This window comes from Variovorax sp. KBW07, assembly GCF_003852515.1.
Classification (GTDB): Bacteria; Pseudomonadota; Gammaproteobacteria; order Burkholderiales; family Burkholderiaceae_C; genus Variovorax.
In genome coordinates, this window is the sequence record NZ_QAJK01000085.1 from 43,067 (window position 1) to 66,237 (window position 23,171).

Here is a 23,171-nt window from a genome sequence, read left to right on the forward strand (position 1 = left end):
CGCCGACTTCAGATCTCGATCTTCGAGCCCAGTTCGACCACCGCGTTGTTGGGCAGGCCCAGGAACGCCGCCGCGCCGCTGGCGTTGTGGTGCATCTGCGCGAACAGCTTCTCGCGCCATGGGGCCATGCCGCTGCCCAGCGTGGGAATGACGACGTCGCGCGACAGGAAGTAGCTGGTCGTCATGGGCTCGAGCTGGCAGCCGCGCAGGCGCGCGTTGTCGAGCGCGCGCGGCAGGTCGATGTCGTTCTTGAAGCCGTAGTGCACGATCACCTGCCAGCAGTGGTGGCCCAGCGCCTCGATCTCGATGCGCTTGTCCATCGGGATCCAGGGCACCTCGTGGTTGCGCACGGTGACGAACATGTTCTGCTCGTGCAGCACCTTGTTGTGCTTGAGGTTGTGCAGCAGCGCGTTGGGCACCGTACCGGGCTCGGCCGTGAGAAACACCGCCGTGCCGTCGACGCGCGCCGGCGGGCTCACGAACACCGAATCGAGAAAGGCCTTGAGGTCGATCGCGTCGGCGTGCTGCGCCTCGCCCATCAGCCGGCGTCCTTCCTTCCAGGTGATCATCAGCGTGAACACGAAGCCGCCGATCAGCAGCGGGAACCAGCCGCCTTCGAACAGCTTGAGCAGGTTCGACGCGAAGAACAGGAAGTCGACCACGAAGAACACCGCGGTCGATGCGATGCACAGCGCCAGCGGCAGCTTCCACGCGTACCGGACCACGAAGAAGGTCAGGATGGTGGTGATCAGCATGTCGGTGGTCACCGCGATGCCGTAGGCCGCGGCCAGGCTGCTCGAGGTGCGGAACATCACCACCGCCAGCACGATGGCCACGAACAGGCCCCAGTTGACCAGCGGAATGTAGATCTGCCCCGCGGTGCGCACGCTGGTGTGCTCGATGTTCAGGCGCGGCAGGTAGCCCAGCTGGATGACCTGGCGCGTGACGCTGAAGGCGCCGGTAATGAGCGCCTGCGACGCGATCACCGTGGACAGCGTGGCCAACAGCACCAGCGGAATGAGCGCCCACTCGGGCGCCATCATGAAGAAGGGGTTCTTCACGGCCTCGGGGTTCTCCAGCAGCAGCGCACCCTGGCCCAGGTAGTTGAGCGTCAGCGCCGGCATGACGACCGAAAACCACGCGATGCGGATCGGCTGCTTGCCGAAATGCCCCAGGTCGGCATACAGCGCTTCGGCACCGGTCACGCACAGCACCATGGCGCCGAGCAGGATGAAGCTGGTTCCCGGATTGCTCCAGATGAACTTCAGCGCGTACCAGGGGTTCAGCGCCTTGATGATTTCAGGGTGGTGCAGGATCTGCCACACGCCCAGCACCGCAATGGCGGCGAACCATGCCAGCGTGATCGGCCCGAAGAACCTGCCGATGCCCGCCGTGCCGCGCTTTTGCACCGCGAACAGGCAGAACAGCACGACCAGGGTGATGGGAATCACGTAATGCTTGAAGTGCGGCGACACCACCTCCAGGCCCTCGACCGCCGACAGCACCGAGATGGCCGGCGTGATGACCCCGTCGCCATAGAACAGCGAGGTGCCGAAGATGCCGATGGCCAGCAGCACGCCGCGCAGGCGAGGCTTGTCGGCCACCGCCCGGGAGGCCAGCGCCAGCATGGCGACGAGGCCACCCTCGCCTTCGTTGTCGGCCCGCAGCACCAGCACCACGTACTTGATGGAGACGATGACGGTGAGCGTCCAGAAGAACATCGAGAGGATGCCGTAGACGTTTTCGACCGTGAACGGCACGTGGCCGTGGCCGAACACTTCCTTGACCGCATACAGCACGCTGGTGCCGATGTCGCCATAGACAACGCCGATGGCGCCGACGATCAGGCCGGCTGAGATTGATTTGGGGGCTGACACGAGGTCGATGGGAAAAGGGCAGGCTGCTAGATCGACGCGTCAGACACGCCGGGGACCCATGACGACGGATATCCGTGTGCCACGCATCCCCTCCGCCCTTTTGTTTCCGTTTGATGTGGGGCCGCTATTTTGCCGTTGCGCGCCGCCGCCGCAACCCGCCCCCACGATCATTCGTAGATTTCAGCGTCCGGATCGGTGGCTTCCATCTCGTAACTGGCAGCCACCATGGCCAGCCGGCCGACCACGCCGTACATGTAGAAGCGGTTCGGGGCGCTCGCGCCGGGCTTGGCGCCGGGCTGGGGCAGATGCGCACTTTCGGAAAAAGCCAAGGGCACGAAGCTGGCACCCGGCAGCTTGAGGTTTTCGTCGGCCGCCTGCTCGGCGTGCACCCGGTAGAAGCCGCCGACCACATAGCGGTCCATCATGTAGACCACCGGCTCGGCCACGCCGTTGTGCACGCGCTCGTTGGTGAGCACGCCTTCCTGGACGATCAGTTCGGTGGGCTCGCGCAGGTCGCGGCCGGCGCTGGTCTTGGCGGCCGAAGACGTATTGGTGCGCGACTTGCCGATCAGCGCTTCCACATCCTTGGCGTCGCGCACGGTCACCACGCCCGGGCTGCCGCTGCCGCTGTGGCCGCCCTTGACGACCACGAACGGCTTCTCGTTGATGCCGTATTCCTTGTACTTGCGGCGCACCTTGGTCAGCACCGCGTCGACGTGGCTGGTCAGCACGTCGATGCCGCGGCCCTCGGCCACGTCGACGCCTTCGGCGCGCGCGTAGATCGGGTTGATGAGCCAGGGGTCGATGCCCAGCAGCTTGCCGAAGCGCTTGGACAGCTCTTCATAGCTGTGCAGGTGGTTGCTCTTGCGGCGCACTGACCAGCCCGCATGCAGCGGCGGCAGCAGGTACTGCTCGTGGAGGTCTTCGAGGATGCCGGGCGTTCCCGCGGAAAGCTCGTTGTTAAGCAGAATTGTGCAGGGATCGAAGTTCTTCAGGCCCAGGCGGCGCTTGCTGCGCACCACCGGCTCCAGGGTCACGGTGTCGCCGTTGGGCAACTCGATCTTCTTGGGCGACTTGATGGCCGGATCGATCGAGCCGATGCGCACATTGAGCCCCGCCATGTGGAAGATGCGCACCAGTTGCGCGACGTTGGCGAGATAAAAGGTGTTTTTGGAGTGATTTTCCGGAATGACGAGCAGGTTGCGCGCCTCCGGGCAGATCTTCTCGATGGCCGCCTGCGCGGCCTGCACCGCCAGCGGCAGCATCTCTTTGGTGAGGTTGTTCCAGCCGCCCGGAAACAGGTTGGTGTCCACCGGAGCCAGCTTGAAGCCCGCGTTGCGGATGTCGACGGCGCTGTAGAACGGCGGCGTGTGCTCCATCCATTCGAGCCGGAACCAGCGTTCGATGGCGGGCATCGAGTCGAGTACCCGCTGCTCCAGTTCGTTGATCGGGCCGGTCAGGGCTGTGACGAGATGCGGAACCATGCGGCGGCCTTATTGGATTTGTACTTAAAGGTGGAGCGGAATTGTAGGATTTGGGGATGGCCGCCCCAATGACAAGACCGCGGGAGCGGCGCGCATCAGGTCCGCACTTCGCCTTGGCCGAGCACCACGTACTTGAGCGAGGTCAGCCCTTCGATGCCGACCGGGCCACGGGCGTGGAACTTGTCGGTGCTGATGCCGATTTCGGCGCCCAGGCCGAACTCGAAACCATCCGCGAAGCGGGTGCTCGCATTGACCATGACGCTGGCCGAGTCGACCTCGCGCAGGAAGCGCTGTGCATGCACGTGGTCGCGCGTGACGATGGCGTCGGTGTGGTGGCTCGAATAGCGGTTGATGTGCGCGATGGCTTCGTCCACGCCGGCCACCACCTTGATGCTGATGACCGCGGCGAGGTATTCCTCGGACCAGTCGGACTCGACGGCATCGACCACCCGGGCCTTCGCATCGAGCGCGCCGTCGGCCCGCAGGATGGCGGCGGCCGCCGGATCGCAGCGCATCTCCACGCCCTTGGCCGCGAAGATGGCGGCAATCTCGGGCAAGAAGTCTTCGGCAACCGCGGCCGACACCAGCAGGCCTTCGGCGGCATTGCAGGGGCTGTACTTCTGGGTCTTGGCGTTGTCGACGATGCGCAGCGCCATGTCGAACTCGGCCGTGTCGTCCACGTACACGTGGCAGTTGCCGTCCAGGTGCTTGATGACAGGCACCTTGGCATCGCGGCTGATGCGCTCGATCAGGCCCTTGCCGCCGCGCGGAATGATCACGTCGACGAATTCGGGCATGGCGATGAGCTGGCCCACGGCCTCGCGGTCGGTGGTCTGCACCAGTTGCACCGCCTCGACCGGCAGGCCGGCTTCGGCCAGCGCCTCGGACACCAGCAGCGCCAGCGCCTTGTTCGATTCGATGGCTTCCGAGCCGCCACGCAGGATGGCGGCGTTGCCGCTCTTGATCGCCAGGCTGGCCGCCTCGATGGTCACGTTCGGGCGGCTCTCGTAGATCATGCCGAAGACGCCGATCGGCACGCGCATCTGGCCCACGCGAATGCCGCTGGGCTGCTGCTTCATGCCGATGATTTCGCCGATCACGTCGGCCATGCCGGCCAGCTGCTCGCAGCCCAGGGCGACGGTTTCGATGACCTTCGGCGTGAGCTTGAGCCGATCGACCATCGGCGCCGAAAGGCCGGCGGCCGTGGCGCGCGCCAGGTCTTTCTGGTTGGCGGCGTCCAGCACCGGACCGGCTTCGCGCAGGCGCCGCGCAAGCGCCTTCAATGCTCTGTTTTTGGTAGCTGCATCCGCACGGGCCATGAGGAATGCAGCGGTTTTGGCTTGCAGGCCGAGAGCCTGCATGTGCTCGCTGACGTTGAACGCATTCATGTCGGCATTTTCCCACGCGGAACTTCGGCCCGGCCAACGCGGGCCTTTTGGCGCCTCAAGCCATCAAGAAAGGGTCAGGCGCGGCGTGCGGCGGCCGGCGCGCTGCTGCAGGCGCGGCACAGCATGAGCGCCAGCCGTTGCAAGGCCTGCCAGCCGCTGGCGGGCCAGTCGGGCTGCTTCAGCCCCTTGCAGATGCCGTCCACCAGGTGGGCGGCGCGCAGCAGGCGGGTGAGCATGCGGTCGTCCAGGCGCGGCAGCACGCGCTCGAAGGCGCGCTCGCGCGGGCCCCAGATGCGGTTCTCGCGCAGTGCCATGGGCAGCGGACGGCCGGAAGCCATGGCGTCTTTCACGCGCTTCAGGGCGCGAATGTCTTCGGCAATCGTGTAGTGCACCAGCACTTCGGCTTCGCCTTCGGCCTGCAGGCCGTCGAGCATGCGCGCCACGCGCTGCGGATTGCCGGCCAGCACGGCTTCGGACAGCTTGAAGACGTCGTAACGCGCCACGTTGTTGACCGCGCCCTCGACCTGCTCCCAGCTGAGCTCACCGGCGGGATGCAGCAGCGCGAGCTTCTGGATTTCCTGGTGCGCGGCCAGCAGGTTGCCTTCGACGCGGTCGGCAAAAAACTGCAGCGTGCGCTGGCCTTCGTCGCCGGGCATCACGCGCTGGTTCTGCAGCCCGAGGCGCTGCGCGATCCATTGCGGCAGCGCGGCACGCTCGATGGGATCGACCTGGATGCTCACGCCGTTGTTCTCGAGCGCCGAGAACCAGGCGCCGGTGCGCGTGGCTTTGTCCAGGCGCGGCAGCATCACCAGCGTGAGCGTGCTGTCGTTGCCGGGCGCACCCTCGGCCAGTTGCTGCAGGGCGGTGCTGCCATCCTTGCCGGGCTTGCCCGAGGGGATGCGGATCTCGACGATCTGCTTGTCGGCGAACAGCGAAAGCGAACCGCCGGCGGCCAGCACCGCGCTCCAGTCGAAATGCGCGCCGGCCACGGTGTACGAGCTGCGCTCGGTGTAGCCCTGCGTGCGCGCGGCGGCGCGAATGGCATCGGCCGCTTCCTGCGCGAGCAGGGGCTCGTCGCCGTGGATCGTGTAGAGCGGCTTCAGGCCCTTCTGTAGGTGGGCACCGAGTTGGGCGCTGGCAAGTTGCATGGAGAGTTGAATCGAATCGCGAGGGCCGTGGCCTAGAGTTCTTTCACGGCGGCCAGACGGCGCATCAGCTGCTGCGCAATGTCGGACTGCATGTCGCGGAACAGCAGGTCGGCCTCGCCTTCCTTGGCCAGCGCACTGGTTTCGTTGTAGCTCAGGTCGCGCGTCTGCGAGACCTCGGTGGCCGGAAGCAGGTCCTTGCCGCCCGGCGTGCGCAGCCGGAAGCGAATGCTCAGGCGCAATTGCAGCTCGCGCAGCAGGCCCTGGGAATTGGTCGAGATGACCAGGCGTTCGCGGTTTTCGGCGAGGATTTCGAGCACCGCGTCAGCCGTCTTGGACTCATCGGAAGGCACCAGCGTCACGGTGCCCGTGGCCCGCAGTTCGCGGCGCAGCTGGTTGATCATTGCCGTGTTGTTCGCCGTCTCCGTGCTGCCCGCTATCGACAGCGTCTTGAACGCGAAGACCGGCGGCTTGCGCAGCTCGAAGCCGCAGCCGGCCAGCCCCAAAGAGGCGCCGGCGGCCGTGAGCCCGATGAGAAAGCCGCGGCGCGGCAGCGAGACATTGCGTGTGTTCATGCTTCTATCGTTCAAAGGACCACGTTGACCAGGCGGCCGGGAACCACGATCACGCGCTTGGGCGGCGCGCCTTCGGCGAAATTGACGAAGTCGTCGCAGGCCAGCGCCAGCTTCTCGATCTCGTCCTTGGAAGCGCCGGCGGGCACCAGCAGCTTGCCGCGCAGCTTGCCGTTGACCTGCAGCATCAGCTCGATCTCGTCCTGCTCAAGCGCGGCAACGTCGACCGTCGGCCAGGCTGCATCGAGCAGGCCGCCGAGCGTCTTGTCGTAGCCGAGCTCGTTCCAGAGCTGTTGCGCGATGTGCGGCGTGGCGGGGTACAGGCAGCGCAGCAGGATGCCGAAGCCCTCGCGCACCGCGGCCGCGTCGCCCGTGCTGCCGTCGGGCTTGAAGCCTTCGAGCGCATTGAGCAGCTTCATCGCGCCCGACACCACCGTGTTGTATTGCATGCGCTGGTAGTCGTAGTCGACCTGGCGCAGCACCGTGTGCACTTCGCGGCGCAGCGCCTGGGCGCCCTTGCCGAAGGCCTGGCCGGCCAGGGCGACGGGAGCCACGTCCGCCTGCGCGGCGCCGAAGTTCCAGACGCGGCGCAGGAAGCGGTAGCTGCCTTCCACGGCCGCGTCGTTCCACTCGAGCGTGGCTTCGGGCGGCGCGGTGAACATGGTGTACAGGCGCGCGGTGTCGGCGCCGTACTTCTCGATCAGGTCCTGCGGGTCGACGCCGTTGCGTTCGGTCTTGCCCATCTTGCCGACGCCGCCGTATTCCAGCTTCGTCCCGTCGGCCAGGGTGCCGCCGATGATGCGGCCCTGCTCATCGAGCACCGGCGTGACATCCGAAGGCGGGAAGTAGTTCTTGCCGCCCTTCTCGCCACGGTTGTAGAAGATGTGGTTGAGCACCATGCCCTGCGTCAGCAGCTTGCTGAAGGGCTCGTCGGCCTTCACCAGGCCGAGGTCGCGCATCACCTTGGTCCAGAAGCGCGCGTACAGCAAGTGAAGAATCGCGTGCTCGATGCCGCCGATGTACTGGTCCATCGGCATCCAGTAGTCGGCGCCGCCGGCCACCATGGCTTCGTCGTTCTTCGGATCGCAATAGCGCATGAAGTACCACGACGAATCCACGAACGTGTCCATGGTGTCGGTCTCGCGCCGCGCGGCCTTGCCGCAGACGGGGCACACCACGCCGGCGTGGAAGCCTTCGTGCTTGTTCAGCGGATTGCCGGAACCGTCGGGCACGCAGTCGGTCGGCAGCACCACCGGCAGGTCTTTCTCGGGCACCGGCACCGCGCCGTGTTCATCGCAATGGATGATCGGGATCGGCGTGCCCCAGTAGCGCTGGCGGCTCACGCCCCAGTCGCGCAGGCGCCAGGTGGTCTGCAGTTCGCCCAGGTCCTTCTGGCCCAGCGCATGCGCCACGGCGGCCACGGCCTCCTTGTAGCCCATGCCGCTGAAGTTGTCGGAATTGATGGTCACGCCGCGCTGTTTGTCGCCGTACCAGTCCTGCCACTTGTGATAGTCGAAGTGCGGCTCGTCGTCGACCAGCACCACCTGGATGATCTCGATGCCGTACTTGTTGGCGAAGGCGAAGTCGCGCTCGTCGTGCGCGGGCACGCCCATCACGGCACCGTCGCCGTAGCCGATGAGCACGTAGTTGCCCACCCACACCGGCACCTGCTCCTCGGTGATCGGGTGCTTGACGGTCAGGCCCGTGGGCACGCCCTTCTTCTCTTGTGTGGCGAGCTCGGCTTCAGTCGTGCCGCCGTTCTTGCATTCCTCGATGAAGGCCGCGACCTTCGGATCGAGCGTGGCGGCATGCGCGGCCAGCGGATGTTCCGGCGCCACGGCGCAGAAGGTCACGCCCATGATGGTGTCGGCACGCGTCGTGAAAACGTACATGCGGCCGTCCTGGATGAGCTTGCCGCTCGCATCCCTGATGTCGTGCGTGAAGGCGAAGCGCAGGCCTTCGCTCTTGCCGATCCAGTTTTCCTGCATCAGCTTGACGCGCTCGGGCCAGCCCGGCAGCTTGTGCTGCGTGTGTTCGAGCAGTTCCTCGGCGTAGTCGCTGATCTTCAGGTAGTAGCCGGGGATCTCGCGGCGCTCGACCGTGGCGCCGGTGCGCCAGCCCTTGCCGTCGATCACCTGCTCGTTGGCCAGCACGGTCTGGTCGACCGGGTCCCAGTTGACGACCTGGGTCTTGCGGTAGGCAATGCCCTTTTCGAGCATCTTCAGGAACAGCCACTGGTTCCACTTGTAGTAGCTCGGATCGCAGGTGGCGATCTCGCGGCTCCAGTCGATGGCCAGGCCCATGGCCTGGAGCTGGCCCTTCATGTAGGCGATGTTCTCGTAGGTCCACTTGGCCGGCGGCACGCCGTTCTTGAGCGCCGCGTTCTCGGCCGGCAGGCCGAAGGCGTCCCAGCCCATGGGCATGAGCACGTTGTAGCCGCTCATGCGCAGGTAGCGCGTGAGCATGTCGTTGATGGTGTAGTTGCGCACGTGGCCCATGTGCAGCTTGCCGCTGGGATACGGCAGCATCGAGCAGGCGTAGTACTTCTTGCGGCTCGCGTCTTCGGTGACGCGGTAGGCATCGGCGGCGCTCCATTGCGCCTGGGCAGCGGACTCGACGTCGCTGGGTTTGTAGCTGGGGTTCATGTCGGCTCGGCAAGAGCCCGGCGCGGGGCGCACCGGGGAAGGCGGATTATCGCTTTCAGGCGAGTGTCCGGCCGCCAGACTCTAGACTTGGGGCACGTAACCTGCGTGTTGCTCGGGTAACGCCTGCCCTCCGGCATGTTTTCGCACCCCCTGGATCACCATGAAACTGCGCCTGAAACACCTTGTACTGGGCCTTGCGGCCACTGTCGGCCTTGCCGCCACGCCCCTGTGGGCCCAGCAGAACGACAAGCCCTTGCGCATCGTCGTGCCTTTTGCCTCCGGTGGCGCGCAGGACGTGATCGCCCGCTACCTGGGCGCCAAGCTCACCGACAAGCTGGGTGCGCCGGTGATCATCGACAACAAGGCCGGCGCGGGCGGCATCGTGGCCGCCGACGCTGTGGCCAAGGCGACCGACGGGGCCACCGTGCTGTTGGCCACGGGCGGCGCCATCACCATCGCGCCGCATTTGCAGGCCAAGCTGCCTTACGACCCGGTGCACGACCTGGTGCCCGTGGCCCTGGTCGGCGACACGCCCATGACGCTGTCGGTACGCACCGAAAGTCCCTACAAAACACTGGCCGACGTGCTGCGCGACGCCAAGGCCAAGCCGGGGCAGGTTACCTACGCCTCCACGGGCAATGGCACGGTGTCGCACCTGACGGGTGCGCTGCTGGCCCAGGCCGGCGGCGTGAACCTGCTGCACGTGCCCTACCGCGGCGCCGCGCCGGCGCTGACCGACCTGCTCGGCGGGCAGGTGGCACTGATCGTCACCAGCGTGGCCTCGATCGAGCCGATGGTCGTCAGCGGCAAGGCGCGCGTGCTCGGCACCTTCTCCCGCGTGGCGCTGCCCAGCATGGGCTCGGCCCCGACCGTCGGCGACGCGACCGGCCTGCCGGGCATGGAAGTGCCGGTCTGGGTCGGCGTGATGGCGCCCGCGCGCATGCCGGCCGCCAGCGTCGAAAAGCTCTCCGCCGCGCTGGTCGAGGTCTGCAACCTGCCGGAAACGAAGCAGCGGTTCGCACAACTGGGCGCGGTCAATACCTGCGGCAACGCGGCGGCGCTGGGCAAGGTGATTTCGGAAGACAGCCAGCGTTGGGCCAAGGTGATCAAGCAAGGTGCCATCAAAGTTGACTGAGACCACGACAAAGATTCAACGGGTCGGCATCGCGGGCACCGGCGCCATTGCGCTGGCCAGCGCGGCCTGGCTGCGCCACGCGGGCCACGCCGTCACGCTCTGGTCGCCGGGCGGCCAGGGCGCCGAGGCCCTGCGCACGCAGGCGCTGGAGGCCAGCGGCGTGCAGCCGTGCAGCGTGACGGTCGACGTGGCCGACGACGCCGGGCAGCTGTGCCACGCCTCCGACGTGCTGCTGCTCGCCCTGCCCGTCAACGGCCATCGGCCTGTGATGGATGCGCTGCTGCCGTTCCTGCGCGACGGGCAGGCCGTCATCGTGAGTTCGATGGCATCGCTTTCGTCGCTCTACCTCTTCGAAAATGCCCGCAACGCCGGCAAACGGCTGACCGTCGTCAGTTTCGGCACGACCGTGCTCACGGCGCGCCGCGAATCCGGCACACAGGTCAAGGTCATGACACGGCGCAAGGCCGTCGGGGTGTCGGCCCTGCCGGGCGCGCAGATGGCGGAGGCCGTGGCGCTGTGCACCTCGCTCTTCGGCGATGGCTTCTACCCGCAGGGCAGCGCGCTCGCCAGCGCCCTGGCCAACGTCAACCCGCAATCGCACGGCCCGCTCGCGGTATTCAACTGGACGCGCATCGAGCGTGCCGAGAACTGGCCGCAGTACCACTGCATGACGCCCGGCGTGTCCCGGGCGATCGAGGCGCTGGACCTGGAACGGCGCGCCGTGGCCCGCGCCTTCGGCATCGAGGTGGGCGGCATCGAGGAACACTTCGCGCGCTCGTTCGGCACCGCATCGGCCCGGCTCGAGGACATTGCCGCCGAACTGCACGCCAAGCGCGGCGGCCCGCCCGGCCCGATCGACACCGGCACCCGATACGTGACCGAGGACATGCCCTACGGCCTCGCGTTCATCGAGGCGCTGGGAAACATCGCCGGGGTGCCGACGCCCGCCACGCGCACCATCGTGGACGCCGCTTCGCTGGTGAACGGCATCGACTTCCGGCGCGAGAACGACCTGCTGGCCCCGCTCGGCCTGGCGAACGAAACCGTCGCCGGCCTGCTCGGGCGCCTGTAGCTACGTCGCAGCGTCCGCCGGGAAGATCGGCTCGCCGAGGTTGAGCATCAGCCGGTTGGCCCAGGCGAACAGTGCCACCGAGTGAACCAGGTCGAGAATTTCCAGCTCGCTCAGCCCGACCTCCTTCAGCCCGCGGATGTCGTCGGCCGACACCTTGTCCGGCTCGACGCCCAGCTTCGCCGAGAAGGCGACGATGGCCTTCTCGCGCGGCGTGGTGCCGGCGGACGACGGCTCCTCGAACACCTGGGAAATCACGTCGTTGCGCTTGGCCAGTTGCTCGAAGCGCTGCGCGTGCACCGAGGCGCAGTACACGCAGCCGTTGACGCGCGATTCCACCGTGGCGCCCAGCTCGCGCTCGGCACGCGGCATGCCGCCCGGCGCAAACATGATCGCGTTGAAGGCAATGGAGCGCTGCAGCAATATTTCGGGCTGGTGCGCCAGCACCAGGAAGTACGGCGATGTGCGCGCCTGCGGGCTCATCTCGTCCAGCGCGGCCAGCTGGGCCGGCGTGGCGCTGTCGACATTCACCATGTCCAGCCACGGCTTCCAGCTGAGCACCTCGTTGGTGAAGCCCTTGATGCGGGTCGGTGCGGTCATGCCGGCACCTCCACAGCCGCCAGCGCCTGCAGGCCCGCGGCGACGCGGATCTGGTACGACAGGAACGCGATGAGCTGGCTCAGCGCAACGATGGCGGGTGTCGGCAGGCCGCTGTCGGCAAGCGACTGGACTGCGGCCCTGTCCCCTTCGATGGGCCGCTCGATCAGCTTGCCGGTGAAGGCCAGCACCGCGGCAAGGCGCGCGTCCGCCATGGGCTGGCCGCTGTCGACGGCGGAAACAACGCCGCCGTCGGCCCCCTCCGCCACGAGTCGTTCGCGGTAGTGCGCGGCCAGGTTGCCGGCCTTCGACACGCGGCAGGCATGCAGCGCGACCAGCAGGCGCTCGGCAACCGACAGGCCTTCGACCGTCGAAGCGAACATCGCGTCGTAGCTGCCCTGCGTCGCGGCGACGACCTTCTCGCGCTGCCGGCGCAGTGCCCAGGTGGATTGCGCCGGCGCCAACGGCACGGCGGCGTCGATCACGTCGACGGCGGGAAATGAAGCGGTGGTGTTTGTCATGAAGTTCATTCAGCCTCGTTCGGACGGCGGCGGCGCGGGCACCCATTCGTCGCCGAACAGTTCCGGCTCGCTGTAGGCCTCGAGGTTGGCGTAGTGGTAGTCGAAGTCTTCGCGGTAGAACAGGCTCGCGATGCCGCTGGCCAGCCGCTTGGCGCCTTCGCTGATGGCGGGAATGTCGCCCGACACGGTGCCGTGCGACAGCGCCGCCGGATAGCAGAAGCAATGGATGCGCTCGAGCCCCGGGCATGCGCCCGGCACGCGCTGCTGGAACTCGAACACCGGCCCCAGGTCGGGCGAGTCGGCCAGTTCCTGGTCTTCGTCGCCGGGCGCGGGCACGAAGCGGTCTTTCCAGGTTCGCACGTGCGATGCGATGCCGTCGAACTCGGGGCGGTGGGCCCAATCGACCTTGAAGCCGGTCGAGACGATCAGGAAGTCGAACACGAAGTCGCCCTTGGGGGTCGATACACGCATCGCATCGCCCTCGGGCGCGGCCGACAGGATCGGGCAGCCGAAATTGAAGAAGGCGTTGGAATGCCCCGACACGCGCAGCGTGCTGCCGTGCGGCGGCGGCACGTTCGCCACGTTGATGTAGTGGCGAATGCGCCATTTCAGTTCGTCGGGCAGGTCGTAGTGGCCCTGCGTGAGCCCCGGCACGCCTGCGCCCTTGCCCTTGTTGACACGCGGCAGGTCGGGCCGGCGGATCAGCAGTTCGACGCTGTGCGCACCGGCTTCCAGTGCGGTGCCCGCACTGTCCATGGCCGATGAACCCGCGCCGACCACGCCCACGCTCAGGCCGCGCAGCTGGCCGTAGTCCATCTCGTCGGACGAATGCGCCCATTTGCCGCGCGGCAGGGTATTCACGAAAGCGGGAATGGCCGGCCCGCCGAGCCCGTCGCGGCCGGTGGCCAGCACGACGCGGCGCGCCAGCACGCTGCGCGGTCCTTCGGGCGTGCGCAGGTCCAGGCGCACCGCCGTTGCATCGGGCAACGGGTGGATGCCGGTCACGGCGGTCTCGTTGCGCACGTCCACCGACATCACGCGGCGGTACCAGACCAGGTAGTCCATCCATTGCAGGCGCGGAATCTTGTCCATGGCCGTCCAGGCCTCGAGGCCGAACCGGGCCTCGAACCAGGCGCGGAAGGTGAGCGCCGGCAGGCCCATCGCGGGGCCGGTGAGCTCCTTGGGCGAGCGCAACGTTTCCATGCGCGCCGTGGTGGCCCACGGGCCTTCGTTGCCGGCGGGCGCACGGTCGAACACCACGGCGCGAATGCCCTGCTGCGCAAGCCCGACCCATGCGGCCAGGCCAGCCTGGCCGCCACCGATGACGACCACGTCGAGCACGGCTTCGCCGTCAGCGCCCCGTTGCTGCGCGGGCATCCACTGGCGGCCGGGCCAGCCGAGGTATTCGAGGTCCTGGGCGAGCCGGGCTTCGAGCGCGGCGAGGGAAGAAACGGGGTCTGGAGTCATCTGGATCAAATCGGGAGAGGCGAGAGGCGAGAGGCGAGAGGCGAGAGGCGAGAGGCGAGAGGCGAGAGGCGCGCGCGGGCATGCAAAACGACCCACAGTGTAGAAAGCTTCACGGTGTCGCGATGCGCAAGCGGCCACTTGCAAGCGCGTACCACTGGCCCGGATTTCGCATGCCACAATGATTTTCAGACCACAGGGGCAGGCATGGGCAGCAGCGACAGCGGCAACGGCGGCAACAGGGAATGGTGGCGCGGCGCGGTGATCTACCAGATCTACCCGCGCAGCTTCATGGACAGCAACGGCGACGGCATCGGCGACCTGCCCGGCATTACCGCCAATCTCGACCACGTGGCGGCGCTCGGCGTCGATGCGGTCTGGGTCTCCCCCTTCTTTCGCTCGCCGATGAAGGACTTCGGCTACGACGTGTCCGACTACCGCGCGGTCGACCCGATCTTCGGCACGCTGGCCGACTTCGACGCCATGCTGGCGCGCATGCACGCGCTGGGCCTGAAGCTCATCATCGACCAGGTGCTCTCGCACACCTCCGACCAGCACGCGTGGTTCGTCGAAAGCCGTGCGAGCCGCGACAACCCCAAGGCCGACTGGTACGTGTGGGCCGACCCCAAGCCCGATGGCACGCCGCCCACCAACTGGCTGTCGGTCTTCGGCGGCTCGGCCTGGCAATGGGACTCGCGCCGCAGGCAGTACTACCTGCACAGCTTTCTCAGCGAGCAGCCCGACCTGAATTTCCATTGCCCCGCCGTGCAGGACGCGCTGCTGGGCGAGGTGCGCTTCTGGTGCGAACGCGGCGTCGACGGCTTCCGCTTCGATGCCTGCAACCACCAGTTCCACGACGCGCTGCTGCGCGACAACCCCCCGGCCTCGGTGGAATCGCAGGGCGAGGTCAGCACGGTGCGCGCGGACAACCCCTATGCAATGCAGCAGCACCTGTACGACAAGAGCCAGACCGAGAACCTGGCCTTTCTCGAAAACCTGCGCCGGCTCCTCGACGGCTACGGCGCGGTGGCGCTGGGCGAGGTCGGCGACGAGAACGCCCCGCCCGTCATGGCGCAGTACACCGAGCTTGGCAAGCGCCTGCACCTGGCCTACAGCTTCAGCCTGCTGACGGCCGAGCACAGCGCGAAGCACCTGCGCCATCAGGTCGAGGCGCTCGACCACGCCCTGGCGCCGACCGGCGGCTGGGGCTGCTGGGCAGTGTCGAACCACGACGTGCCACGCGTCGCCACGCGCTGGAGCGACGGTGGCACCACCGACACACGGCGCGACCGGCTCTGGCTGGCATTGCTGCTGGCGTTGCGCGGCAGCGCCAGCATCTACCAAGGCGAAGAACTGGGACTGCCCGAAGCCGAAGTGCCTTTCGAATTGCTGCAAGACCCTTATGGCCGCGCCTTCTGGCCCGAGTTCAAGGGCCGCGACGGCTGCCGCACGCCCATGCCCTGGACGGCGGACGCGCCGAACGGCGGCTTCACCACCGGCAGGCCCTGGCTGCCGCTGTACGGCCCTCACCTGCCGTTGGCCGTCGAACGCCAGGCAGCCGACGCCGGCTCGATGCTCGCCTTCAGCCAGGCGCTGCTGGCCTGGCGCCGCACGCAGCCGCTGCTGCGCACAGGCGGCATCGCGTTTTTCGATGCGCCGGAGCCGGTGCTGTGGTTCGAGCGGCGCGACGGCAACCGGTCGCTTCACGCGATCTTCAACCTGGGAAGCGCGCCGGTGTCGATGCCCCTGCCCGTCGGGTTGGTGCCGATCGCCGGCCAGCCGCTGGCATCGACCGCCGGCGTGCAGGCCGATGGCGAAAAGCGCATGCTGGTGCTGGCGCCGTATGGCGTCTTCTTCGGTGAACCCGCCGGCGAAAAGCAAATCTGACCACCATGCGCTCGAAGCCGCTGCTGCCCGAATCCGAAGTCCGCGCGCTGATGCGCGCCGAACACGGCGATCCCTTTGCCGTGCTCGGCCCGCACGAGACGCGCGAAGGCCTGCTGGTGCGCGCCCTGATGCCCGGCGCGCAGAGCGTGGCCGTGATGCATTCGCGCACCGGATGGCCGCTGGCCCTGCTCACGCGGCAGGAAGACTCCGACGTGTTCAGCGGACTGGTGCCGGCGGCGGAAGCCCGGCTGGGCTATTCGTTCCAGGTCGACTGGGGCACGCACAGCTCGCGCTTGCAAGACCCTTACCGTTTTCCGTTCGTGCTGGGCGACACCGACGTGTGGCTGCTGGCCGAGGGCACGCACCTTCGGCCCTGGGAACGGCTGGGCGCGCACCTGCGCGAGATGGACGGCGTCAAGGGCGTGGCTTTCGCGGTCTGGGCGCCCAACGCGCGGCGCGTGTCGGTGGTTGGCGACTTCAACAACTGGGACGGCCGGCGCCACATGATGCGGCTGCGCCGCGAGTGCGGTGTGTGGGAAATTTTTGCGCCGCACGTGGCCACGGGCGATGCCTACGAGTTCGAGATCTTGTCGTCGCAGGGCGAGGTACTGCGCAAGGCCGACCCCTTCGCGTTTTCATCGCAACTGCGGCCCGACACCGCCTGCGTCGTGGCGCTGCTGCCGGCACCGGTGGCCATGCCCGAAGGCCGTGCGCAGGCCAACGAACGCCATGCGCCAATCAGCATCTATGAAGTGCACCTGGGCTCGTGGCGGCGCAAGAACGGCCACGAGTGGCTGGACTACCGCGAGCTGGCCGACACGCTGGTGCCCTATGCGCGCGACATGGGCTTCACGCACATCGAGCTGCTGCCCATCACCGAGCATCCGTTCGACGGGTCGTGGGGCTACCAGCCGATCGGGCTGTATGCGCCGACCTCGCGCTTCGGCACGCCGAGCGACTTCCGCCATTTCGTGGAAGCCGCGCATGCGGCGGGGCTGGGCGTGATCCTCGACTGGGTGCCCGCGCACTTTCCGACCGATGCGCATGGCCTGGGCCGCTTCGACGGCACGGCGCTGTACGAGTACGCCGACCCGCGCGAAGGCTTTCACAACGACTGGCAGACGCTGATCTTCAACTACGCGCGCACCGAGGTGCGCAACTACCTGGTCGGCAATGCGCTGTACTGGCTGGAGCGCTATGGCGTCGACGGCCTGCGGGTCGACGCGGTGGCATCGATGCTGTACCGCGACTACAGCCGCAAGGCGGGCGAGTGGATACCGAATTCGATAGGCGGCCGCGAGAACCTCGAAGCCATCGAATTCCTGCGCCGCATGAACCGGGTGGTGGGCACGGAGCGGCCTGGCGCCGTCACGCTGGCGGAAGAATCCACGAGCTTCCCGGGCGTGACGCGGCCACCCGAAGACGGCGGCCTGGGCTTTCACTACAAGTGGAACATGGGCTGGATGAACGACACGCTGGCGTACGCCGGCACCGACCCGGTGTACCGCAAGCACCATCACCAGCAGATCACCTTCGGGCTGATGTATGCGCACACCGAGAACTTCGTGCTGCCGCTGTCGCACGACGAGGTGGTGCACGGCAAGGGCTCGATGATCGGGCGCATGCCCGGCGACGAATGGCAGAAGTTCGCGGGCCTGCGCAATCTGTACGGCTACCTCTGGGCGTACCCGGGCAAGAAGCTGTTGTTCATGGGGGGCGAATTCGCGCAGTACGCCGAATGGGACGCGGACCACGGGCTCGACTGGCACCTGTTGGAACACGCGCCGCACCAGGGCGTCCGGCGGCTGGTGCGCGACCTGAACAACGTGTACCGGCACTTTCCTGCGCTGCACGAGCTGGACAACGAAGGCGCGGGCTTCGAGTGGATCGTGCATGACGACGCGGACCAGTCGGTGTTTGCCTTTGTCCGGCGCGCGCGCGACGGGTCGTTCGTGATCGCGGTGTGCAACTTCACGCCCCTGCCGCGTCATGCGTACCGGCTCGGGGTTCCCCGTGCGGGGTCGTATCGGGAGATCATCAATACGGATGGCGCCGTGTATGGCGGCAGCGGCGTGGGGAACGGCGTCGTCGAGAGCGCGCCCGTGCCCTGGCACGGCAAGGCGGATTCGATTGCCGTCAGCGTGCCACCGCTGGGGACTGTGATGTGGGTGCTGGCTTGATGTCCGCGGCCTCCGCGCTCGCATGGTCATGCTGAGTACCGGATCGCCCTTTCCCCTGGGTGCGTCGCTTTCTCCGGCCGGCGTCAACTTCGCGCTGGTGGCGCCGAATGCGCAAGCCGTCGAGCTCTGCCTCTTCGATGGCACCGGCCAGAGCGAGCAACAACGCCTGCGGCTGCCTGCCTGCACCGATGGCGTCTGGCACGGGCTGCTGCCCAGCGGGCGCGCGGGGCTGGTCTACGGCTATCGCGTGCACGGTCCGTGGGCGCCGCATGAAGGGCAACGTTTCAATCCCGACAAGCTGCTGCTCGATCCGTATGCGCGCGAGATCGTGGGTCGCTACGACGGGAGCGATCTGTTCCTGGGACACGACCCGTCGCGGCCAGGCCAGCGGGACGGGCGCGACAACGGCGCCATCGCACTCAAGGGCCGAGTGGTGGCGGCCACGGGCACGTCAACTCCGCCAGGCCATGCACGCGTCGCGGCCGGCGAGCGCGTGCTGTACGAGCTGCACGTTCGCGGCCGGACGCGCTTGCACCCTGGCGTGCCGGCCGCATTGCGCGGCACCTATGCAGGCCTTGCCGAACCTGCGGTGCTCGACCACCTGCAACACCTCGGCATCACCACGCTGAGCCTGATGCCCGTGCAGCACCGCGCCGACGAGCAGCGCCTGCTGGCGATGGGCCTGAGCAACTACTGGGGCTACAACACCATCGGCTGGTTCGCACCCGAGGCGCGCTACTGGAGCGGCCGCCCCGGCACCACGCCTGCCAGCGAGTTCCGTGCAATGGCCGACGCGGTGCATGCGCGCGGCATGGAGCTGGTGATCGACGTGGTCTACAACCACAGCGCCGAGAGCGATGAGCTGGGCCCCACGCTGTCGATGCGCGGCATCGACAACGCCCTGTACTACCACCTGCGCGAAGACGACCGCGCACTCTACGAAAACTGGACCGGCACCGGCAACTGCCTGAACCTTGGCGAGCCGCGCGTGCTGCAACTGGCGATGGACAGCCTGCGGCACTGGGCCTGCGAGTTCGGCGTCGACGGCTTCCGCTTCGACCTTGCCCCGGTGCTCGGGCGAAATGCGCGCACCGGGTTCGATCCGCGCGCGCCGTTCTTCGCCGCCATCGCGCAAGACCCGGTGCTGTCTCGCACGCTGCTGATCGCGGAGCCGTGGGACATCGGGCCCGGCGGCTACCGCCTCGGTGAATTCCCGCCCGGATGGCTCGAATGGAACGACCGCTACCGCGACACGCAGCGCGGCTTCTGGCTGCGGCAAGGGCGCGAAGGCGCTGTGGGTCTCGGCGAATTCGCGCACCGCTTCGCGGCCTCGAGCACGCAGTTCGAACACCACGGCCGCGCGCCGACGGCGAGTGTCAACTTCATCACCGCGCACGATGGCTTCACGCTGCGCGACCTCGTGAGCTACGGAGAACGCCACAACCTGGCGAATGGCGAGAACAACCGCGACGGCCATGCCCACAACCTGAGCAACAACTGCGGCGTCGAAGGCCCGAGCGACGACCCCGCCGTGCAGGCGCAACGCAGCCGCCTGCAGCGCGCGCTGCTCGCCACGCTGCTGCTCTCGCAGGGCACGCCGATGCTGCTGGCAGGCGACGAACTGGGCCACAGCCAGCAGGGCAACAACAACGCCTATTGCCAGGACAACGAGACCACCTGGCTGGCATGGATCGGCGCTTCCGACCCCGCCAGCGAGATGGCGCGCACGCGCGACTTCGTGGCGCGGCTCGCGGCATTGCGCCGCGAGGCTCCGGCGCTGCGCAGCACGCGCTGGTGGCCGGCCGAGCCGCCACGGGGAACGCCCGGCATCCACTGGTTGCGCCCCGATGGCCAGCCGATGGCTTCGGGCGACTGGCATTCGGGCACGGCCCTTGCAGTCCTGTTCGAGAGCACCGCGATGAAGGACGCGGACGCATGGCTGGTGCTGCTGAATGCGGGGCCCGAGGCCGTGTCTTTCAGGCTGCCTCCGGGGGCCTGGCGCTGCTGCCTAGCCACCGACCCTGAACAGGACCACGGCGACGCAACGCGAGCCCTTGGCGACACGGCGGAAGTGCCCGCATCGAGCCTCAGGATTGCAAGAACGTAGGAGCCAGCGGCACAGCGCGGTGCTAGTCTCGATGCAGAAACTCTGACGACCGAATTCCAACGAACGAACGGAGACACAGGATGGACAAGCAGCTCACCACGCAGGAACCCCTGCAGGCGCATCAACTGGTCCGCCGCACCATCGCCCTGGTGCTGGCCGGTGGCAGGGGCTCCCGCCTCAAGCAACTGACCGACCGGCGCGCCAAGCCGGCCGTGTACTTCGGCGGCAAGTTCCGCATCATCGATTTCGCGCTGTCCAACTGCCTGAACTCCGGCATCCGGCGCATGGCGGTCGTAACCCAATACAAGTCGCACTCGCTCATGCGCCACCTGCAGCGCGGCTGGAGCTTCCTGCGCGCCGAGCTCAATGAAATGGTCGACGTGCTGCCCGCGCAGCAGCGCGTGGGCGACGAGCACTGGTACCGCGGCACGGCCGACGCCGTGTTCCAGAACCTCGACATCATCCAGACCCGCTCGACCCCGCACGACTACGTGGTGGTGCTGGCCGGCGACCACATCTACAAGATGGACTACTCCATCATGGTGAAGGACCACGCCGAGCGCGGCCTGGGCTGCACGGTCGGCTGCATCGAGGTGCCGCGCATGGAGGCCACGGCCTTCGGCGTGATGGCCATCGACGATGGGCGCCAGATCACGGATTTTCTCGAGAAGCCGGCCGACCCGCCCGCGATGCCCGGCCACCCCGACCTGGCGCTGGCCAGCATGGGCATCTACGTGTTCGACTCCGACTACCTCTACCAACTGCTCGAGGAAGACAGCCTCAACCCCGATTCGAGCCACGACTTCGGCAAGGACATCATTCCGCGCGCCGTGGCGCAGGGCCGTGCGCTGGCGCATCCGTTCAGCATGTCGTGCGTCACGCGGGCCTCCCGCGGACCGGACGCCAAGGCCTACTGGCGCGACGTGGGCACGATTGATGCATTCTGGGCAGCCAACCTCGACCTGGCCTCGATCACCCCGGAGCTCGACATCTATGACACCAATTGGCCCATCTGGACTTACCAGCGCCAGCTGCCACCGGCCAAGTTCGTGTTCGGGCGCGACGGCAAGCCGGGCCTCACGACCAACACCATCGTCTCGGGCGGCTGCATCGTCTCGGGGTCGTCGGTGACCGACTCGGTGCTGTTCTCGGGCGTGCGCATCCACTCGTTCTGCACGATCTCGCAGGCGGTGCTGCTGCCCGACGTCGAAGTGGGGCGCGGTTGCCGGCTGAGCAAGGTGGTCATCGACCGCGCCTGTGTCATACCGGAGGACATGGTCATCGGCGAAGATGCCGCGGCCGATGCCGCCCGCTTCGAGCGCACCGAAACCGGCGTGGTGCTGGTCACGCGCGAAATGCTCAAGCGGCTCGCGGCGGAACCCGCTGCCGCCTGACCGATCGACGACCGATACCGCCCGCCCTCCTTCCTTCATCCATGCGAATCCTCCAGGTCAGTGCCGAACTCTTTCCCCTCCTGAAGACCGGCGGCCTGGCCGACATCGCCGGCGCCCTGCCCATCGCGCTCATGGCCGCCGGGCAGGACGCGCGCGTGCTGCTGCCCGGCTTTCCGGCCATCGTGGCGGGCGTGCGCGACCTGGCCCCGCTGGCCGAATTCACGGCCCCGTGGGGCGAGCGCTTCGGCCTGCGCGCGGGGCACGTCGCCATCGACGGCGCGCCGCCGATTCCGGCCTACGTGATCGACGCGCCGGCGCTCTACGACCGCCCCGGCAACCCTTACGAAGACACGTCGCGCCAGCCGTACGGCGACAACCACCGCCGCTTTGCCCTGCTGGGCTGGGCCGCGGCACAACTGGCGCAAGGGCTCGATCCGCAATGGCAGCCCGAGGTGGTGCATGCGCACGACTGGCATGCGGCGCTGGCGCCGGCCTACCTGCACTTCGCGCGCGAGACCGGCCAGTGGCACGGCCCGCGCGTGGGCACCGTCTTCACGGTGCACAACCTGGCCTACCAGGGCCTCTTCGCGCCGTGGAACTTCACCGACCTGGGCTTGCCCGCTCCGGCGTTCCAGATGAACGGGCTCGAGTACCACGGCCAGATCTCCTTCATGAAAGGCGGCCTGTGCTACGCCGACCGGCTGACCACGGTCAGCCCGACCTACGCCCAGGAGATCCAGACGCCCGAACAGGGCTGCGGCCTCGATGGCCTGCTGCGCCAGCGCAGCGGCGTGCTCGGCGGCATCCTCAACGCGGTCGACGACCAGGTCTGGAACCCGGCCACCGACACCGCGCTGGTGCAGGGCTATCACACGCCCGAAGGCCGCCACATGGCCGGCAAGGCGCGCTGCAAGTCGGTGCTGCAACACCAGCTCGGGCTGGCCGAGCGGCCAGACGCGCCACTGTTCATCGTGGTGAGCCGGCTCACCGAGCAGAAGGGCCTGCACCTGGTGCTGGGCGGCATCGACACGCTGCTGGCGCAGGGCGGCCAACTGGCATTGCTGGGCAGCGGCGAAGCGTGGCTGGAGGAAGCTTTTCGCCAACGCGCGGCGGCGGCGCCGCAGTCGGTGAGCGTGACCATCGGCTACAACGAGACGCTGGCGCACCAGCTGTTCGGTGCCGGCGACGTGACGCTGGTTCCATCGCTGTTCGAGCCCTGCGGCCTGACGCAGATGTACGGCCTGAAGTACGGCAGCCTGCCGTTGGTGCGCCGCGTGGGCGGGCTGGCCGACACGGTGGTGGACAGCACGCTGGAAGACATGGCAAGCGGCCAGGCCACGGGATTCGTGTTCGACCACTTCACCGATGCCGACTACGCACGCGCCCTGCGCCGCGCCTTTGCGCTGTACGACCGGGCGCCCGACTGGCGCCGTGTACGCGGCAACGCCATGCGACAGCCGGCCGACTGGGCTACGGCCGCAGCGCAGTACGTCGACGTTTATCGGCGGGCCTTGGGATGACTTCCTGCTCTTCTGTTCGCCGCGTTGTGTTCGGCTCCAGGGCTGCTGTTCTTCAGGGCGACGCCCACGCCGACGGTGTGCTCTGCTCCGCGAATGTCCCCCGCTTCGCTCCTCCTTTATTTCGCTGCGCAGAGCACACCATCCGCGTGAGCGTCATCAGAGTGGTCGTTGATCAGCGGTACACCA

The 23,171-nt window shown here is 67.6% G+C and carries 16 protein-coding genes; 7 read left to right on the top strand and 9 right to left on the bottom strand.

Annotated elements, in window-relative coordinates:
- Positions 1–8 precede the first annotated feature (8 nt).
- The 6 genes from DBV14_RS18080 to leuS form a co-directional block, all read right to left on the bottom strand.
- Positions 9–1,877: a potassium transporter Kup gene (locus DBV14_RS18080; protein ID WP_124460593.1), complete on the bottom strand. Its 1,869-nt coding sequence runs from the start codon at positions 1,875–1,877 to the stop codon at positions 9–11.
- 167 nt (positions 1,878–2,044) lie between these two features.
- The gene (gene gshA / locus DBV14_RS18085) at positions 2,045–3,361 is read right to left on the bottom strand and encodes a glutamate--cysteine ligase (protein ID WP_124460595.1); all 1,317 of its coding nucleotides are present in this window, start codon (positions 3,359–3,361) and stop codon (positions 2,045–2,047) included.
- Between the two features lie 95 nt (positions 3,362–3,456).
- The gene (locus DBV14_RS18090) at positions 3,457–4,749 is read right to left on the bottom strand and encodes a glutamate-5-semialdehyde dehydrogenase (protein ID WP_124460597.1); all 1,293 of its coding nucleotides are present in this window, start codon (positions 4,747–4,749) and stop codon (positions 3,457–3,459) included.
- 74 nt (positions 4,750–4,823) lie between these two features.
- The gene (gene holA, locus DBV14_RS18095) at positions 4,824–5,897 is read right to left on the bottom strand and encodes a DNA polymerase III subunit delta (RefSeq protein WP_124460599.1); all 1,074 of its coding nucleotides are present in this window, start codon (positions 5,895–5,897) and stop codon (positions 4,824–4,826) included.
- A gap of 32 nt (positions 5,898–5,929) precedes the next feature.
- Positions 5,930–6,469, bottom strand: coding sequence for an LPS assembly lipoprotein LptE (lptE, locus tag DBV14_RS18100; protein ID WP_124460601.1), 540 nt, complete (start codon positions 6,467–6,469; stop codon positions 5,930–5,932).
- Positions 6,470–6,480: 11 nt separating this feature from the next.
- On the bottom strand, positions 6,481–9,111 hold the full coding sequence (gene leuS, locus DBV14_RS18105) for a leucine--tRNA ligase (RefSeq protein WP_124460603.1): 2,631 nt from the start codon (positions 9,109–9,111) through the stop codon (positions 6,481–6,483).
- Positions 9,112–9,271: 160 nt separating this feature from the next.
- Between leuS and DBV14_RS18110 the strand changes: the two genes are divergently transcribed.
- Both DBV14_RS18110 and DBV14_RS18115 read left to right on the top strand, forming a co-directional pair.
- On the top strand, positions 9,272–10,246 hold the full coding sequence (locus tag DBV14_RS18110) for a tripartite tricarboxylate transporter substrate binding protein (protein ID WP_124460605.1): 975 nt from the start codon (positions 9,272–9,274) through the stop codon (positions 10,244–10,246).
- On the top strand, positions 10,239–11,318 hold the full coding sequence (locus DBV14_RS18115; RefSeq protein ID WP_124460607.1) for an NAD/NADP octopine/nopaline dehydrogenase family protein: 1,080 nt from the start codon (positions 10,239–10,241) through the stop codon (positions 11,316–11,318). Before DBV14_RS18110 ends, DBV14_RS18115 begins: the two co-directional genes overlap by 8 nt.
- On the opposite strand, the gene DBV14_RS33945 is transcribed toward DBV14_RS18115, so the two are convergent.
- The 3 genes from DBV14_RS33945 to DBV14_RS18130 are packed head-to-tail and all read right to left on the bottom strand — an operon-like array spanning position 11,319 to position 13,900.
- On the bottom strand, positions 11,319–11,915 hold the full coding sequence (locus tag DBV14_RS33945; RefSeq protein ID WP_124460609.1) for a peroxidase-related enzyme: 597 nt from the start codon (positions 11,913–11,915) through the stop codon (positions 11,319–11,321). It abuts the gene before it with no gap.
- Positions 11,912–12,433, bottom strand: a complete 522-nt coding sequence (locus DBV14_RS33950) for a CMD domain-containing protein (protein ID WP_124460611.1) — start codon at positions 12,431–12,433, stop codon at positions 11,912–11,914. Before DBV14_RS33950 ends, DBV14_RS33945 begins: the two co-directional genes overlap by 4 nt.
- Positions 12,434–12,442: 9 nt before the next feature.
- Positions 12,443–13,900 carry a SidA/IucD/PvdA family monooxygenase gene (locus DBV14_RS18130; protein ID WP_124460613.1) on the bottom strand — a complete coding sequence of 486 codons (1,458 nt, stop codon included), beginning with the start codon at positions 13,898–13,900 and terminating at the stop codon, positions 12,443–12,445.
- Between the two features lie 204 nt (positions 13,901–14,104).
- Between DBV14_RS18130 and DBV14_RS18135 the strand changes: the two genes are divergently transcribed.
- The 5 genes from DBV14_RS18135 to glgA all read left to right on the top strand — a co-directional run bounded on the left by DBV14_RS18135 (position 14,105) and on the right by glgA (position 22,985).
- A complete protein-coding gene (locus DBV14_RS18135) occupies positions 14,105–15,784 on the top strand; it encodes an alpha-glucosidase (RefSeq protein WP_124460615.1) in 1,680 nt (559 codons plus the stop codon).
- Positions 15,785–15,789: 5 nt separating this feature from the next.
- Positions 15,790–17,964: a 1,4-alpha-glucan branching protein GlgB gene (gene glgB / locus DBV14_RS18140; protein WP_124460617.1), complete on the top strand. Its 2,175-nt coding sequence runs from the start codon at positions 15,790–15,792 to the stop codon at positions 17,962–17,964.
- Positions 17,965–17,992: 28 nt separating this feature from the next.
- Positions 17,993–20,071 (top strand): glycogen debranching protein GlgX, encoded by a 2,079-nt coding sequence (glgX, locus tag DBV14_RS18145; RefSeq protein ID WP_124460619.1) that lies wholly within the window; start codon positions 17,993–17,995, stop codon positions 20,069–20,071.
- Positions 20,072–20,151: 80 nt separating this feature from the next.
- On the top strand, positions 20,152–21,465 hold the full coding sequence (gene glgC, locus DBV14_RS18150) for a glucose-1-phosphate adenylyltransferase (protein ID WP_124460621.1): 1,314 nt from the start codon (positions 20,152–20,154) through the stop codon (positions 21,463–21,465).
- A gap of 41 nt (positions 21,466–21,506) precedes the next feature.
- The gene (glgA, locus tag DBV14_RS18155) at positions 21,507–22,985 is read left to right on the top strand and encodes a glycogen synthase GlgA (protein ID WP_124460622.1); all 1,479 of its coding nucleotides are present in this window, start codon (positions 21,507–21,509) and stop codon (positions 22,983–22,985) included.
- Positions 22,986–23,171 lie beyond the last annotated feature (186 nt).

Bases quoted from the DNA above. Each gene is read 5' to 3' on its own strand.
- DBV14_RS18135 (WP_124460615.1), top strand. From the start codon at position 14,105: ATGGGCAGCAGCGACAGCGGCAACGGCGGCAACAGGGAATGGTGGCGC.
- glgC (WP_124460621.1), top strand. From the start codon at position 20,152: ATGGACAAGCAGCTCACCACGCAGGAACCCCTGCAGGCGCATCAACTG.
- DBV14_RS33950 (WP_124460611.1), bottom strand. From the start codon at position 12,433: ATGACAAACACCACCGCTTCATTTCCCGCCGTCGACGTGATCGACGCC.
- DBV14_RS18090 (WP_124460597.1), bottom strand. From the start codon at position 4,749: ATGAATGCGTTCAACGTCAGCGAGCACATGCAGGCTCTCGGCCTGCAA.
- DBV14_RS33945 (WP_124460609.1), bottom strand. From the start codon at position 11,915: ATGACCGCACCGACCCGCATCAAGGGCTTCACCAACGAGGTGCTCAGC.
- glgA (WP_124460622.1), top strand. From the start codon at position 21,507: ATGCGAATCCTCCAGGTCAGTGCCGAACTCTTTCCCCTCCTGAAGACC.
- glgB (WP_124460617.1), top strand. From the start codon at position 15,790: ATGCGCTCGAAGCCGCTGCTGCCCGAATCCGAAGTCCGCGCGCTGATG.
- DBV14_RS18130 (WP_124460613.1), bottom strand. From the start codon at position 13,900: ATGACTCCAGACCCCGTTTCTTCCCTCGCCGCGCTCGAAGCCCGGCTC.
- lptE (WP_124460601.1), bottom strand. From the start codon at position 6,469: ATGAACACACGCAATGTCTCGCTGCCGCGCCGCGGCTTTCTCATCGGG.
- leuS (WP_124460603.1), bottom strand. From the start codon at position 9,111: ATGAACCCCAGCTACAAACCCAGCGACGTCGAGTCCGCTGCCCAGGCG.
- gshA (WP_124460595.1), bottom strand. From the start codon at position 3,361: ATGGTTCCGCATCTCGTCACAGCCCTGACCGGCCCGATCAACGAACTG.
- holA (WP_124460599.1), bottom strand. From the start codon at position 5,897: ATGCAACTTGCCAGCGCCCAACTCGGTGCCCACCTACAGAAGGGCCTG.
- glgX (WP_124460619.1), top strand. From the start codon at position 17,993: ATGCTGAGTACCGGATCGCCCTTTCCCCTGGGTGCGTCGCTTTCTCCG.
- DBV14_RS18110 (WP_124460605.1), top strand. From the start codon at position 9,272: ATGAAACTGCGCCTGAAACACCTTGTACTGGGCCTTGCGGCCACTGTC.